At 68.0% G+C, this 15,628-nt stretch carries 5 protein-coding genes; 1 reads left to right on the forward strand and 4 read right to left on the reverse strand.

Translation table 11 applies throughout. The features are described 5' to 3' along the window. Positions 1-183: 183 nt before the first annotated feature. From Pla123a_RS12530 to Pla123a_RS12540, 3 genes are all read right to left on the reverse strand, one after another. Positions 184-5,400, reverse strand: coding sequence for a non-ribosomal peptide synthetase (locus Pla123a_RS12530; RefSeq protein ID WP_146587409.1), 5,217 nt, complete (start codon positions 5,398-5,400; stop codon positions 184-186). 2 nt (positions 5,401-5,402) lie between these two features. Beyond that, positions 5,403-7,043 (reverse strand): NAD(P)-binding domain-containing protein, encoded by a 1,641-nt coding sequence (locus Pla123a_RS12535; RefSeq protein ID WP_197527912.1) that lies wholly within the window; start codon positions 7,041-7,043, stop codon positions 5,403-5,405. A gap of 117 nt (positions 7,044-7,160) precedes the next feature. Then, on the reverse strand, positions 7,161-12,389 hold the full coding sequence (locus Pla123a_RS12540; RefSeq protein ID WP_197527913.1) for a non-ribosomal peptide synthetase: 5,229 nt from the start codon (positions 12,387-12,389) through the stop codon (positions 7,161-7,163). Positions 12,390-12,818: 429 nt separating this feature from the next. Here Pla123a_RS12540 and Pla123a_RS12545 point away from each other — a divergent pair, with 429 nt between their 5' ends. Continuing rightward, positions 12,819-14,039, forward strand: a complete 1,221-nt coding sequence (locus tag Pla123a_RS12545; protein ID WP_146587414.1) for an amidohydrolase family protein — start codon at positions 12,819-12,821, stop codon at positions 14,037-14,039. A gap of 406 nt (positions 14,040-14,445) precedes the next feature. Here Pla123a_RS12545 and Pla123a_RS12550 read toward each other — a convergent pair whose 3' ends face one another. Beyond that, a complete protein-coding gene (locus tag Pla123a_RS12550) occupies positions 14,446-15,600 on the reverse strand; it encodes a DUF1559 domain-containing protein (protein ID WP_197527914.1) in 1,155 nt (384 codons plus the stop codon). Positions 15,601-15,628 lie beyond the last annotated feature (28 nt).

Raw genomic sequence — 15,628 nt, forward strand, 5'->3', positions numbered from 1 at the left:
GCGACAGAACGGACAAAACCTCGCCGCCCAGCAGACTCGAAATCACCTTAAACCATTACTCCGCAACGATTTGCGGCCAACGCGAGGCGCCTCCGTTCGAGGTTTTGTCCCCTCCGCTCGAAGTTTCGGACTATACGACTTGGACAAGACGAGGGGACAAAACCCACGTCCGATAGGCGGCGGCTACGAGGCCTCAACCCGCTCGAGCTCGGCCTTCACCAGCGCGGCGAGGGCATCGACCTGCGGGGCGACCATCATCTGGGTGTGGTCGCTGGGCACCTCGAGCACGCGGACCAACTCGGTGAGCGGGCCCCAGCCGAGTTGGGGGTCGTCGAACAGCTGGTTGGTCTTGGTCTGCTCGCCGGCGCGGAACAGGGTCACCGGGCCGGGGTAGCTCTCGGCCTGGTGCTTGTGCACCGCGGTGACGTTGTTCTGGAACACGCTAAAGATGTGCTGGCTGGCGGCGAGCTGGGCCGGGTCGACCAGGCCGGCCTTGGCGGCCCGCTCGGTGAAGAACGCGACCTGATCCTCGGGCGACAGTCCGCGGATCTCGGCGAGCGGGGCGTGGTCGCTCTCGGGGAACAGGGCCTCGAGCAGCGGCAGCAGGTCCTCCTCGCCGAGCGAGCCCTCCGGCGGGATCGCGCCGGCGTCGAACAAGGCGACCAAGCCGACCTCGCCGCCTCCTTCGCGGAGCCGGCGGGCGACCTCGTAGGCGATGTTGCCGCCGATCGACCAACCACAGATGTGGTAGGGACCATGAGGACGCAGTGCTTGAATCGCCTCGGCATACGCGGCGGCCATCGAGGGCATGTCCTCGTGCGGAGGCCGCAGCCCGTCGACGCCGTGGGCCTGGACGCCGATCACCGGCCGCTCGCCGGCGAAGTGGGCGGCCAGCTCCTGGTAGCAGAACACGGCCCCGCCGGCGGGGTGCACGCAGAAGAGCGGAGCGGCGGCGCCCTCCTTCTGCAGCGGGATGAGCGTCATCGCGGCGGCGGCCTCGGCCGGCTCGCGGAGCAGCCGTGCAAGGTTCTCGACCGTCGGGTCCTGGAACAAGGCGGCCAGCGGCAACGCACGGCCGGCGCGGGCCTCGATCTCGGACATCACCTGCACGGCGAGCATCGAGTGCCCGCCGAGCTCGAAGAAGTCGTCCTCGGCGCCAACCGGCGAGACACCGAGCAGCTGCTCCCAGACCTCGGCGATCAGGCGTTCCTCGTCGTCGCGGGGCTCGGTGTAGCCGGTCGCCCAGGCGGGGCGGCCGCTGGGGGGCGGCGGCAGCGCGTCGCGGTCGATCTTGCCATTGGAGGTTTGCGGGAATGCATCCAAGACAACAAACGCCGACGGCAGCATGTACTGCGGCAGCGACTCCGCCAGGCCAGCCCGCAGTTCGGGGGCGAGCCGGGCGAGCAGCTTCTGCTGCATCGGCTCGTTGGTGCAGCGGCTGAGTGGGCAGAGCGAGTCGGCATTGGGCGGCGGAACCGCCTTGCCGGGCAGCGTGTAGCGGACCTCGATCGTGTCGGGCTCGGCGCCCCACCGGACCTCGGTCTGGTATCCGTGCTCGGCGCCGAGGGCCCGCCACTGGTCGGGCGTCGGCTCGCTGGGGTGCTCGTGCCGGGCTTGCTTGAGTTCGGCGGTGGTCTGCGTTTCCGACTCGTCCCGCAGCCGACCCCACACCCGGGCGTCGGCGGCGACGCGTGGGTTGATGGCCGACTCGACGACCACCGCGGCGGGCTGCTTGCTCAACGCCTTGGCGACTGCTGCAAGGTCGGCCTGGCAGCGGACTGGATCAACACTTTCAGGAGGCTCATCGAACGAGAGCGTCACGTCGTAGCGGAAGCGGGTCAGCTCGTTGTCGGCGTCGCCCGGCTTGAGTTGGATCTGCACGCCGGAGAGCCGCGGCAGGTCGTCGCCGAGCCGCTCGAACAGGTCTGGGTCGATGAGCAGCTCTTCCTCGCGGCGGAGCTGGGCCTCGATACGGCCGAGCAGCTCGCGGCGGCTCAGCCGCGCGTCGGCCCGGGCGATCTCGACCGAAGCGGCCAGCGCCTCGTGCAGCCGCAGGTTGCGGAAGTCGCCGAGGAACATCCGCCCGCCCGGCGCGACCAACTCCGCCGCGTCACGGATCACGCCCCGCAGGTAGTCGCCCGACGGGAAGTACTGAGCAACCGAGTTGCACACGATGGTGTCAAACGTATGCCCCGAAAGTTGACCAACCTGATCGGCGGTCATCTGCCCGAGCGTCACCTTGTCGGCCAGGCCGCGGTCGTCGACGACCCGCGCGAGCTGGTTGAGCGAGCGCTCGAGGAAGTCGACCCCGTGGTACGATTCGCAGCTCGGCGCCACCCGCAGCAGGATCAGTCCGGTGCCGCAGCCGATCTCGAGCACCCGCCGCGGCTTGTGACCGAGGATCTGGTTGGCGGCCGCCTCGGCCCAGGCCCGCATCTGGTCCTTGGGGATCGGCAGGCCGGTGTAGGTGCTGATCCAGCCGGTGGTGTCGAACTCGGTGTCGCGGAGGGCGCCGGCGGCGCGGTGCGAGCCCTCCATCAGCGACCGCCACGCCGCCACGTGGTTGGCCTCGCCCTGGTCGGCGGCCAGGCCCGCCTTGGCGGGCGTTACGTAGGCCACCAGCCGGTCCTCGCCCCGCGCGTCGGGCTTTACCGTGACAAACGCCTGATCGACCTGCGGCAATCGCTCGAGCGCCGCGGCGACCTCGCTCGGCTCGACACGGTAGCCACGCAGCTGCACCTGATCGTCCAGGCGGCCGAGGAACTCCAGCTCGCCGTCGGCCCGCCAGCGGCCGACGTCGCCCGTGCGGTACATTCTGGAGCCATCGTCGGCAATCGGGTCGCGGACAAACTTGGCGGCGGTCTGCTCGGGCTGGTTCAGGTAGCCGACCGCCACCCCGGCGCCGCCGATGCAGATCTCGCCCGCCACGCCGATCGGGACTTGTCGCAAATTCTTGTCGAGCACGTACGCCCGCATGTTGGCCATCGGCGGGCCGATCGGCGGCAGGCCGGTGAGCGGCTCGCGCAACACGTGCATCGAAACGCCAACGGTCGCCTCGGTAGGGCCGTAGCCGTTGAGCATCCGCCGTCCCGGCAGCCAGCGGCGGGCGAGCTCGGTGGTGAGCGTGTCGCCGCCGGTCGAGATGGTCTTGAGCGCAGGAAACGAGTCGGGGTCGAGCGTCGCGAGCAGGGCCGGCGGGAACTTGGCGATCGTCGCCGACGACTCTTGCAGCAGCCGAGTCAACGCGGTTGGGTCGAGCACTTGCTGCCGCGAGGCGACGATCATCGTAGCGCCGGTCGCCAGCGGCAGGAACGACTCCGACAAACCACCATCGAACGACGGCGACATGACGTGCAGCACGCGGTCGCCGGCCGTGACGCCGAGCAGTCTGGCTTGGGCCCGCACAAAGTTCACGATGCTGCGGTGCTGGACCTGAACCCCCTTGGGGACGCCGGTCGACCCGGAGGTGTAGATGATGTAAGCGAGGTCATCCGGGCTGACTTCGGGCGCGGCGAAATCTTTACCGACCCCGAGTTCGACCAGTCCGGTGACCGATTGGCTGTCGATCGGCGGGTCGGATACCTCTCCAAGGATCAGCTTCGCCCGCGTGTCGTCGGTGACGAAGCGGATCCGCTGCGGCCCCGCGTGCGGATCAACTGGCACGTAAACCGCGCCGGCGGTCATCGCGGCCAGCATCGCCGTGACCGAGTCGAACGAGCGGTCGAGCGCGACTATCACCGCGTCACCCCGCTGAACTCCCAGCGACTGCAACCCCGCGGCGGCGTGGTTGACGCGCTCGGCGAGCGCCCGCCAGGTCACCTCGTTTCCGCCGTCCAAGATCGCGGTTGCTTCGGGCCGGGCGTCGGCGGCGGATTGTTGGAACAGCTCGTGCGCTATCAGGGGGCCAACGAGAGGCGTGTGGGTCTCATTGAACGAAGCCAGCAGCCGACGCTCGCTGTCGGCAAGCAGCTCGAGCTCGTCGATCGCCGCCGTGGGCCGAGCGAGCGCGTCGCTCAGCAGTGTCTGGAACCCCGCGGCGAAGCGTTCGATGGTCGCCGGCTCGAACAGCGAGGTGCGGTACTCGATCTGCCCAGCCCAGCCCTCGTCGTCCCGCCAAAAGAACAGCGTGAGATCGTACTTGGCGGTTCCGTTGTCGACCAGCAGCGGCTCGACCGACAGGCCCTCGCCGGCGGCGAAGTCGCGGGGCGGGTTCTGCACCACCAGCGCAGTCTGGAACAACGCCGCGTGGCTCTGGTCACGCTCGGGGGCGACCGCTTCAATGAGCTGGTCGAACGGCAGGTCCTGGTGTGCGAACGCGTCGAGCGATTCGGCCCGGACCCGCTCGACGAGTTGATCAAAGCTCGGCTCGCCCGAAAGGTCGCCGCGGACAGCGAGTGTGTTGACGAAGAACCCGATCAGCCGCTCAAGCTCCGAACGGCTGCGGCCGGCGACCACCGTGCCGACCAAGAGGTCCTGCTGGCCGGTCATGCGGGCGAGCCACGCTTGGTAGGCCGCCATGAGGACCATGAACGGCGTCGCCTGATGGCGGTCGGCAGTTGCCTGCAGTGCGGCGGAGCTCGTATCGGAGAGCCGGAACGGGAGAACGGCGCCGTCAAAGTCTTGCACCGCTCCCCGGGCGTGGTCGGCAGGCAGCTCGAGCAGGGGCGGCGCGTCGGCCAGCTTCGACTTCCAGTAGCTGACGAGCGTCGCCCGCCGAGAGTCGTCCAAACTGGTCCGCTGCCAGACGGCGTAGTCGGAGTACTGGATCGGCAGCGGCGCCGCTGGCTCGCTGCCAGCCCGCGCTACCTCGTAGCCGGTGGCCAGCTCGTTGAGCATCACCCACATCGACCACCCGTCGGAGACGATATGGTGCATCACCAAGAGCACGATCTGCTCGGCGTCGCTCAACTCCAGCATGACACACCGCAGCAGCGGCGGGCGGGCCAGGTCGAACGGCACACGGGCCTCCTCACGCAGCCGGGCGTCGAGCGCGGCCCGGTCACCGGCGAGCGATCGCGCGTCGATGTACTCGGGAGCGATGGCGACCCGCTCGGCGACGCTCCGCTCGGGGCGCCCGTCGCGCAGGTGGTACGAGTAGCGCAAGGTCTCGTGCTGGGCGCACAGCGCCGCCAGGCTGGCGGCGAACGCGCCGCGGTCGAGCGGACCGGTGACCCGGGCCGCCAACGGCATGTTGTAGAACGGGTGGTTTGGCTCGAGCTTGTCGAGCAGCCAGAGCCGCCGCTCGGCGAACGACAGCTCGGCCGCCCGGTCCGGCGGCGCCAGCGGGATCCGCGCAGCCTCGGCCGCCGCGTCGCGACGCTTAAGCAACAGCTTCTCGAGCGCCGCCCGCTTCGTTGGCGAGAGCGATCGCAGCCCCTCCGTGGCGCCGCCATTGGCCATCCCTACATGGCCCCCATGGCGTACGACTGCTGGGCGAGCTGCCCTTCAAGGAAGCTCACCAGCTGCTCGCGAACCGTGTGCTGGAACATGGTTGGGTCGTCCTGCCCATGCAGGCCAAGCTTGCGGATCAACGAGCGGGAGCCGCAGTGGGCATCGGTCCGCCAGTCGTTCTCCAGCGACTCGGAGATGTGGTGCTCGGCCACCAACTGCCCACGCGAGTACTGCCGCACCCGCGGGTGCAGGTAGACGTCGTTGTAGGCGCGGGTCGGGTCGGGCTCGCGGTTGACGGCCAGCACGTCGTCCTGGGTGTCGCCGTACTCCATGGTCACCACGAAGTAGTTCTCCGACTCGGCGAAGCAGCTCTCCTGGAGGTAGTCGACGTTGAGGGTCTCGTAGTAGCGGGCCTTGTCGTTGTCGACAACGATCAGGTCGGCCAGGAAGCCTGGCTGCAGCATGATGCTGCTGTCGCGGCTGACCTGGGAGATGATCTTGTCGGAGATCGCCCCGGGGTCCCGCGCTAGCGCGACCGACGGCCAGTCGCGACCCTCGTAGCGTGCGGCCAGGATCGAAGCCAGCGACTTGATGTTCGACCGGAAGCCGTGCAGCACATTGGACATGGTCTTGTGCTTGTCCCGCATCTGCATCAGCGTGCCGGCGTAGAACAGGTGCGGCAGGTTGGTCGACTCCCACGCGCTGGTCATCTTCGGCAGGCGGCCGCACTCGGTGCTCTCCGGTTTGCAGCTGGCCGGGAACATGTTGTGGTTCCACTTAAAGCCGGTGCAGACCAGCACGCGGTCGTAGGCGAGCTGCGCCTTCTGACCACCGGCGTGCGAGAAAGTCAGGTCCACGACGTACTCGCCGTCCCGCTTCTCGATGCGGTCGATGTTGGCGTCGAGCAACGAGTTTTGCCCTTTTAGCAGGTAGGTATCGAGGAAGTCGTTGTTGACCGCCCGCAGGTGGCCGACGTAGTGCGACTTCCACGCCAGCTTCAGCGGGTTGGGGCTGCAGACGTGCGTCACCCGGGTGGCGCCGCACAGGTGGTTGGCGGTCTCGAAGGCAGAGTTGCCCTTGCCGAGGATCAGCACCCGCTGGTTCTCAAAATCCACGGGATCGATTGACATGTCGGCGTAAGACTCGGTGGTCTCGATGCCGGGGATGTTCGGCTCCCAAGGCTCCCACATGCCGGTCGCCATGATCAGCGCTCGGCACGAGTACCGCATGCCGTCCTCGTCGGCGACCTCGAAGTTCGGCCCGTCGTGGCAGCGGGTGATGTCCGCGACACGGGTCTTGTAGCGGATCCGCAGGCCCATCTTGGCGGCGAAGTCCTGCAGGTACTTGGCGTACAGCCGGGCGCTGGGGAAGTACTCCTTCGAGTACTTGGTGAAGGCCATCTCCTCGTCTTCGCAGAACAGCGAGTTCCAGTCGTAGCGGAGCTGGGTCTCGCGGTCGGTGTAGCCGGTGTGGACCTTGTTGATCGACAGCAGCCCATCGTGCCGAGGGAACTTCTCGAAGAAGCCGCCGGGGCGTTCCCGCGACTCGAGCACCATGTAGTTGCGCCCGGCGCGGTCGAGGAAGTAGGCGAGCTGCAAACCGGCCGGGCCGGCGCCAACGATCAGGTAATCGACGTGGGTAGATCCATTCATAATTCTCATCTCTCGTTGAGGTCTGCGGTCTGATCGCCGCGGGCCATGCTTAACGGTTTGGTTTGAGTGCCTGTCGTATTCGGCGCCGCTGGCTTCCGCGGCGGGTTTGTGCTTGGGTCAATCCCCTGTTCCGAGTCCCTCTAGAAACGCGACCGCTTCTTCGTCGGACATCGCCTCGATCTGGGCGAGCAGCTCGGGTTCGGTCAGATCGGCATCGACTACCTGCTGAGCGAGGATCAACTCAGCCCAGTGGGCGATGGTCGGCAGGCGATAGACCTCCCGCAGGTCGAGCTCAACGCCCAGGTGCTCGTGGATCCTCACCGTCAGCTGCATCACCGACAGCGAGTGCCCGCCGAGCTCGAAGAAGTTTTCGTGGACGCCCACCTCCTCGAGCCGTAGCACCTCGCGCCACCAGCCGGCCAGCCGCTCCTCGAGCGGCGTGCTCGGCGCGACACGCTCGGCCGACCGAGCCAGCAGGCAGCCCTCGGGTTTCGGCAGTCGCTTGCGGTCGAGCTTGCCGCTGCCATTGCGTGGCAGCGCCTCGTCGATCGACACGAAGGCGGACGGAAGCATATACTCCGGCAGCGACTCGGCCAGCCAACGACGCAGCTCTGCCGGGGAGAGTTCGGACCCGCCCGCGTCAACGAAGTACGCGGCCAACGCGGCGCCGAGCGGGTCGTCAACCGTGACGACCGCCGCCTCGGCCACGCCGGGGTGCTCGCAGAGATTGCGTTCAATTTCACCGAGCTCAATGCGGTGGCCGCGGACCTTGACCTGCGTGTCCGCCCGCCCGCCGAACTCCAGCCGCCCGTCGGAACGCCAGCGGACCAGGTCGCCCGTCAGGTAGACCCGGGTCGGCCCGCCGTTTAGCTCGATCGTAGGGAAGCGGGCGGCCGTGAGCTCTTCCTGCTCGTAATAGCCGTCGGCCAGCCCGGCGCCGCCGATCGCCAATTCGCCCCACCCGCCGGGCGGGACCAGCCGCTGGCGGCTGTCGAGCAGGTAGCACTGCGTGTTGTCGATCGGGCGGCCGATCGACACCCGCTCGCCGACGTCGGCGATCTCGTCGATCGTCGACCAGATGGTGGTCTCGGTCGGTCCGTAGACGTTCCAAAGTCGACCGGCGTCGGCCGCGAGTTCGCGTGCGAGGTCCGGCGTCAGCTCTTCGCCGCCCGCTAGCAGCCGCTGCCTGCTCGTTGGCCGCCAACCGGTCGCCAGCAGCATGCGGTAGGTCGACGGGGTGCCCTGCACCAGTGTGACGTTCGCATCATTGATGAGTCGGCCGAGCCGCCCCCCATCGCCGACGGTCGCCGAGTCGGCCAGCACTACCGTCGCGCCGGCAGCCAGCGGCAGGAACAACTCGAGCACCGAGATGTCGAACGAAATCGTGGTCGCGGCCAGCACTCGATCGGCCGGAACGATACTCAGGTCGCGGCCGAACGAGCGGACGAAGTTGGCGACCGCGCGGTGCGGCACGACAACGCCCTTCGGGTTGCCGGTCGAGCCGGAGGTATAGATAACGTAGGCGGCGTCGGCCGCTTGAGGTTCTCGTCGTAGCGCCGGCTTGCCCGCGCCCGCTGCCAGCAGCTCTGGCAGCGTGACTACCTTGCCGGCGCCGCCCGGGGCGTCGGCGGCGAGCTCGTGGTCGGCAATCAGCAGCGCCGGCGTGCAGTCCTCGACCATCCGGCCGAGCCGTGCGGGCGGGTAGCTGGGGTCGAGCGGCACGTAGGCGGCCCCCACCTTCCAGACGCCGAGCATCGTGGCAAGCGTGTCGACACCACGGGTCAGCAGCAGACCCACTCGGTCGCCACGCCGCACGCCCAGGGCGGCAAGCCCCGCGGTGATCTCATCGGCGCGGGTGCTGAGCTGCCCGTAGGTTTGGGCATCGCCGCTACACTCGACGGCCACCGCCGCAGGCGAATAGGCCGCGTGCCGGGCGAAGGACGCCAGTAGGTGCTCTGCCGGCGCGTCGTCGGTGCGCCCCTTGCCCGCAGTGATCAGCTTACGCCGCTGCTCCGGGCTGACTACCTCGAGTCTCGACAAGGTGGCCGCAGGGGCCGCACAGACCGAGTCCAACAGCTGGCGGTAACCCTCGGCAAGGCGTTCGACAAACTCGCTCGGAAGCAGCTGCGGGTCGTACAGCAGGCGGACGTCGGCGCCACGCCCAGAGGCGTCCACAACCACCGTCAAATCGTACACGCCCAGGCCGCGGTAGTCGGTCGCCGCGTTGACGATTCGTGCGCCATCGAAATCGGGGCGTGAGGAAAGCGGGCTCTCGAACAGGAAGAACACCTGGGTCAGCGGCATCCGTCCCGGAACGCGATCGGCGTTTGCCGCGGCCAGGATCTGCTCCCAAGGGACGCCGGCGTGCGCGAGGTCGGCCAGCACGTTGTCGCGGAGCTCGGCGAGGAACTCGTCGTACGTCTGGTCGCCGCCGACCCGTGCGAGGATCGGCGCGGCGTGCATAAAGCAGCCGAGCGTGTCGCGGGCCTCGGCCGCGTCGCGTCCCGCCTGGGCGACGCCGACGACTACCTCATTGTCGCCGCTGAACCGCCCCAACAGGACCTGCAACGCCGACAGGTAGACAGCAAACGGCGTGGCCGAGCAGCGGGTCGCCAGCCGCGTGACCGCCGCGGTTTGCTCGGCCGAAAGGGAGAGCGTGTGACGCTCAATCGATCGGGGGTCGGTCGCCGCCTGGCCCGTGACCAGCGGCAGGTTAATGGCGGATGGCGCGTCGGCGAGTCGTCCGGCCCAGTATTCGGCGTTTCCGCCCGACGGGGAGGGGCGATCCTGATTCGCTAAGTAATCCCAGTAATCGAACCGGCCGGCCGGCAAATCGCCGCCAGAGTACAGGGCCGCCAGCTCCTGCGTCAGCGGCTCGAACGCCACGCCGTCACAGATCAGGTGATGCATCACCAGCACTAGCAGGTGGCGGTCCGGCGCGAGCGGCGCGACTCCCGCCCTGGCGAGCGGAGCCGCGTCAAGCTCAAACGGGCGCCAGACGAAGTCGAGGTTGCTGGCCCAATCGACCGGGATCGCTGGCGGCTGGGCCGGCGGGGCGATCTCTTCGAGCAGGAGCTCTGCCGTGGTGTGGAGCGTTTGCCGCGGCTCGCCGTCCACGGTCGTGAACGAGGTGCGGAGCATCTGCCGCCGCTCGACGAGCTCTCCGAGCGCCGCGGCAAGGCGTTCGCGGTCCAGCGGGCCGTTGAGCTCCAGCACCATCGGCACGTTCGCGCCCCCCGGCAGTCCAAGCTGCTCGAGCATCCACATCCGCTGCTGAGGCTCGGTAAGCGGCTGCGGTTGGGCAAGGAACGCGGGGGAAGCCTTTTGGAATCCGCGGGCAGCGTTTTCACTTGCCTGGTCGACAACCGCAGCAAAGCCGGCGAGTGTCGAGTGCGCGAACAGCTCGCTAGCGGCGATCGTCTTGCCGGTCTTCGCGGCGACGTCCTGCAGCAGCTGGATGATCTGCAGCGACTGACCGCCGAGGGCGAAAAAGCTGTCCTCGCGCGACACGCTTTCTACGTCCAGCAGCTCTTGCCACAGCTCGGATAGCCACGACTCGGTCGGCGTCGCCGGCGGTGCGTTCGACGTGACTGCGACCGACTCTTGCTTGTCACCCTGCCCTGCCTCCCACGCGTAGACGGCCGTCAGGATGCGCGACTCGTACTCGGGCCAGCACTGCGAGCGGCGGGTCTTGCCGCTGGAGGTCTTGGGCAGTTCGCCGACCGGTAGCAACACCACGGCGTGCGGCTCTTGGAGCGTCTCCTCGAGCACGACCGAGCGGACGATGTCGCACAGCGCGGGCAGGTCCTGACGCTTGGGACGCTGGACCTCGTGGAACACGACCAGCCGCTCTTCGCCTTCAAGGTCGAGCGACGCGACCGCGCCGCCGTCGGCCTTGAAGGCCTCGTGCCGCTGCTGGATGGCGAGCTCGATGTCCTGTGGGTAGTAGTTGCGGCCGCCGAGGATGACGGTCTCTTTCCGCCTGCCAACCACAAACAGCTCGCCCGCGTCGAGGAAGCCGAGGTCCCCGGTGCGGAGGAAACCTTGCTCGCCGGTCGACAGCACCGCGTCGAAGGCAGTCGAGGTCTGCTCGGGGTTGCGCCAGTACCCTGCCGCGACGCCTGGGCTGCGGACCCAGATCTCGCCGACGCCGTCGGTCGGGCGGCGGGTCTGGGGGTCGACGATCCGCAGGTCGATCTCTGGCCCGGGCGGGCCACAGCCAACCAGTCGCCGAATCGGCTCGGCCTTGCCGTTGCGGGGCACAACCGCCGACTCGGCCATGTCGCGGGCCTTGTACTCCCGCTCGAGCGGGGGCTTGGTCAGCGGGCCGACGCTCACCATCAGCGTGGTCTCGGCCATGCCGTAGGCCGGTACGAAGGCCTCGCGGCGGAAGCCGTACGGCTCGAAGCGTTCGCAGAAGCGGTCGAGGGTCTCGCTGCGGACCGGCTCAGCGCCCGACACCGCGACCTGCCAGCTGCTGAGGTCGAGGCCCTCGCAGTCCTCGTCGGCGATCTTGCGGGCGCACAGCTCGTAGCCGAAGTTGGGCGCCGCGGAGGTGGTGGCGCCGTACTCGCTGATCGTCTGCAACCACGACACCGGACGCCGCACGAAGTCGAGCGGCGACATCAGCACCGTCCGACGGCCCGCGAACAGCGGCAGGAATACCCCGCCGATGAGCCCCAGGTCATGGTACGGTGGGAGCCAGAACGTGGCGACCGCGTCGGGCACGTCGAGCAGCTGCTCCATCGCCCGCAAGTTGTACTGCAGGTTGGCGTACGTGATCGCGACCCCGCGGGGAGAGCCAGTTGTCCCCGAGGTGTACTGCAGCAGGGCCAGGTCGGACGCCGCTGGGTTGAACGGCCGCCACGCGTCGGCGGCGTCATCGGCCAGGTCCTCAATCGCGATCGCGCCAGCTGGGCAGGTCTGGCGGAGCAGGCTGGTCTCGCTGCCGACCCACTGGCGGCTGCTCACCAACAGCTGGCACTCGGCGTTCTTGAAGATCGCCTGCAGCCGCGGCAGCGTGCGGGCGATGCGGAATGGGTCGGGCGGGTAGACCGGCACGGCGACCGCGCCGGCGAAGAAGCAGCCAAACAGCGTGGCGATGTAGTCGAGCCCTGGTTCCAACACGACCAGCACCCGCTGGCCCACGGGGCCGCGCTGCTGGAGCTCGGCCGCGATCGCCCGGGCGCGTCGTTCGAGCCCACCGTACGAAAAGGTTGCCGGCTGCTCGGCGTCGCCGCTCAGGAAGGTGTAGGCCGACTCTTTCGCCTGGTTCTGCGCGCGCCACTGGGCGACCTCGACCAGGGTCGAGAGCCCCCAATGCGTCGCCCCTTGGGGGGCGCGCACAGCCGGGTTTTGGATTGCCGAACCTGGGTTCATCCTGGTCGCCGCTGCTGCCTGGTACCGCTAGGGGAGAGCTCCCTCTTCTTCCCCGCCGCTGGGCAACTTTCAACGGCCGGCAAGCGTCGCCTATTCTACGCATTCCTCTAGAGTTTCATCACCCGTGCGAATCCCGCGGCTTGCGTTTATCGCCAGTGTCCACTCTCCTCAAAACCGCAACCTGTTTTTTAGCAACGGGTTGCGGCGAATCAATCATGTGGCCGATAATCGATCAGGTCTTCCCATAGGCCACAAATATCCTGATCATCACTTCCTACTTCGGCGTTTGGCGTTTGCCGCTAGCACCACTCGCCTGCGTATTCAGGTTATGCCGAACAATAGTGGTATATCAGCAACCACCCTGCCCACGCCGCCCGAGGCCGATGGACGCCCGCCATGCTTGTATCCGGCCAGCTGCTACTGAATGACCTGCCGGACCGCGCGCGGACCGCTCCGGGTTATGTCCGGATCGAAGGGGACCAAATTGCCGAGGTGGTGACCGGCGAGGCCCCGGCCGAGTGCGATGCCGGGGGTCCGGCCTGCCTGATCTGCCCGGGGTTCATCGACACCCACCTGCACCTGCCGCAGTTCGATATGCAAGGCGCCCACGGGCTGCCGCTGCTGGAATGGCTCGAGCGCTCGACCTTTCCCGACGAGCGAAAGTGGGCCGACGCCGACTACGCCGCGGCCATGGCGGAGCGGGCGATGCGTCGATTGTTCTCGCACGGCACCACCGGCATCTGCGCCTACTCAACCGTGCACGCCGACGCGACCCGCGCCGCACTCCAGGCCGCCTGCCAGCTTGGCATACGGGGCGTGATTGGCCAGTCGCTGATGGACCGCAACGCCCCCGACGACCTGTGCCGCCCCGCGGACCAGCTGATCGACGAAACCACCTCGCTGCTAGACGACTTCCCCCCCGGCGGGCGGGTGGCGGCCGCGGTGACGCCGCGGTTCGCGATCTCCTGCACCGACGAGCTGCTGGCCGCCGCCGGGCGGCTCGCCGCCGAGCGTGACGCAACCGTGCAATCGCACCTCGCCGAGACCATCCCCGAGTGCGAGTGGGCGGCCGACCTGTTCGGCGGGGCCCGGTACGTCGACATCTACCGCGACGCCGGCCTGCTGACCGAGCGATCGATCTACGGCCACTGCATCTACCTCAGCGCCGAAGACCGCCGGACGATGGCGGACCGTGGCGCGCTGGCCGCGCACTGCCCGACCGCTAATTCGTTCCTCCGCGCCGGCGCGATGGACCGCCGGGCGACCCTGAGCGAGGGGGTGACCCTGACGCTCGGCAGCGATATTGGCGCCGGTTACGAGGCGAGCATGGTCCGTGTCGGCCGGGCCATGATCGAGACCGCCTCGTCCATCGGCGAGTCGTTCCCGGTCGCGGCCGAGGCGTGGCGCCAGATCACCGCCGGCAACGCGGCCGCTTTAGGGTGGCAAGACGCGGGCCACTTGCGGGTCGGGGCCCCGGCCGACCTGGTGCTGATCGAACCAAGCGTCCCCTGGCTGGGGGCGAACGTCGACCCGCTGTCGATGCTGATGTTCGCCTGGGACGACCGCTGGCTGACCCACTGCTGGGCGCGGGGCGAGCTCGCCTACTGCCGCGGTTAGGCCGCGCCGCACAGGTCTTGGCCAGCGAACTGGTGGCGACGGGCGTCGTGGTTGGACGGCCTCGTATTGTCCGAAATATACAGCCGAGGGGACAAAACCCAGGCCGGGCTGGTCCCTTAAATTGCGTTTTACGCTTGTCTCGAAGCGTTCTCACGATCAGCGGCGCACCGCGGCGAGGGGGTTTTGTCCCTGGTTCTTGTCCCTCGTGGCATCCGCCGAGCAGGATCGAACCGCCCCCCGGTCGCCGACCACGCCAACGGCGCAGCACTCCCCTTACATACGGCGTCAGCCGTGGAATTGAGCTGAAGATTCGGCGTTGCGACACCCCATTTGACCGCGTCCGGTGGCGACTTTCTACAACAATCGGGGAGCAGCTTGGCGCCCGACTACGCCCTCGCACCTGGCTCTACAGCTCGTCGTCGGAAACGAGCTCCTGCCCGCGGATCGTCGACAGGGCCTTGAAGGTATCGATATCGATCTGCCGGCTCAGGCCGTGCACCGAGCCGTCCACAAACACAAACTGCACGACGCCCGAGTGCAGCGAGCTGAAGTACGACCACTTGGTGTCGTAGTCCTGGTACTGGGCGGAACTGGCGAACGCCTTGTCCCGCCCCAGGTCGAGGCCCAAGTAGGTCGGCAGGATGTTGGTGCCGATCCACGCATACCCTAGCGAGAAGCCGCTTACCGGCACGGGGCTGCCGCCGTCGTTCACCTCGTAGGCGCCGCCCGTGCTGCCGGGGCACTCGCCAAACATCAGCGTGTTGGAGGTCCCGTCGAGCACCTTGCCGAGCTTGGTCTTAGAGCGGATGCCGAACGGTCCAATCAGCTGCTTGTCGACCTCGTAGGTGTAGCCGTCGGCGGCAGTGACCTTGGTCCCCGGCCCGACCTCGCCGTACACGCCCCAAACGCCCTGATAGTGGGTCAGCCCGAATGCCGACGCGACCGCGCTGGTCTGGGTGTCCCAGGACTTCGACTCCTGAAAGTAGTGAGAGCCGCTCGTGTCCTCGAACGTCGCGACAGGAACCGCCGAAGCAGAGCTGCCCTGGTCGCTAACCAGAACCTTGTCAATTACGCCACGGGACGGCGACTCGGTCGGCGCCGATGGGCAGAGCAGCGCGGGCACGGGGGTCTGGGCCGCCCTGCGGATGGGGATCTTGAAGGACCAATTCAGGTCGTACTGGTCCGGGCCGATCTGGTAGTCGTCGGTCAGGATCTGGTGGAGCGAGGCCTCCTCCAAGAACGGGAGCAGGTTGGCGTAGACGCCGACGAACTGGTTGGACTTGCCGTTGGTGTCGACGACCGATCCCGGGTTGCTGTAGTCACGCCCCCCCATGTAGCCGGGGGGCAGGCGCCGCTGCGACGACTCGTAATTTAGCGCCGCCAGCCCGAGCTGCTTGAGATTGTTGCTGCAGGCCGAGCGGCGGGCCGACTCTCGGGCCGCCTGCACCGCCGGCAGCAAGAGCGCGATCAGGATGCCGATGATCGCGATCACCACCAGCAGCTCTACCAGCGTGAAGGCCGGCAGGCCACGGCGTGACTTGTGGGCAAGAAGGGGCTTCATCGTTTCCATCCTCTGAATCGCTTTGCTC

Origin of the sequence: Posidoniimonas polymericola (genome assembly GCF_007859935.1) — a bacterium.
In the GTDB taxonomy this organism is placed as follows: Bacteria; Planctomycetota; Planctomycetia; order Pirellulales; family Lacipirellulaceae; genus Posidoniimonas; species Posidoniimonas polymericola.

Excerpts from the sequence above, each read along its gene's own strand:
- Pla123a_RS12530 (WP_146587409.1), bottom strand. The coding sequence starts at position 5,400 with ATGGCCAATGGCGGCGCCACGGAGGGGCTGCGATCGCTCTCGCCAACG.
- Pla123a_RS12535 (WP_197527912.1), bottom strand. The coding sequence starts at position 7,043 with ATGAATGGATCTACCCACGTCGATTACCTGATCGTTGGCGCCGGCCCG.
- Pla123a_RS12545 (WP_146587414.1), top strand. The coding sequence starts at position 12,819 with ATGCTTGTATCCGGCCAGCTGCTACTGAATGACCTGCCGGACCGCGCG.
- Pla123a_RS12550 (WP_197527914.1), bottom strand. The coding sequence starts at position 15,600 with ATGAAGCCCCTTCTTGCCCACAAGTCACGCCGTGGCCTGCCGGCCTTC.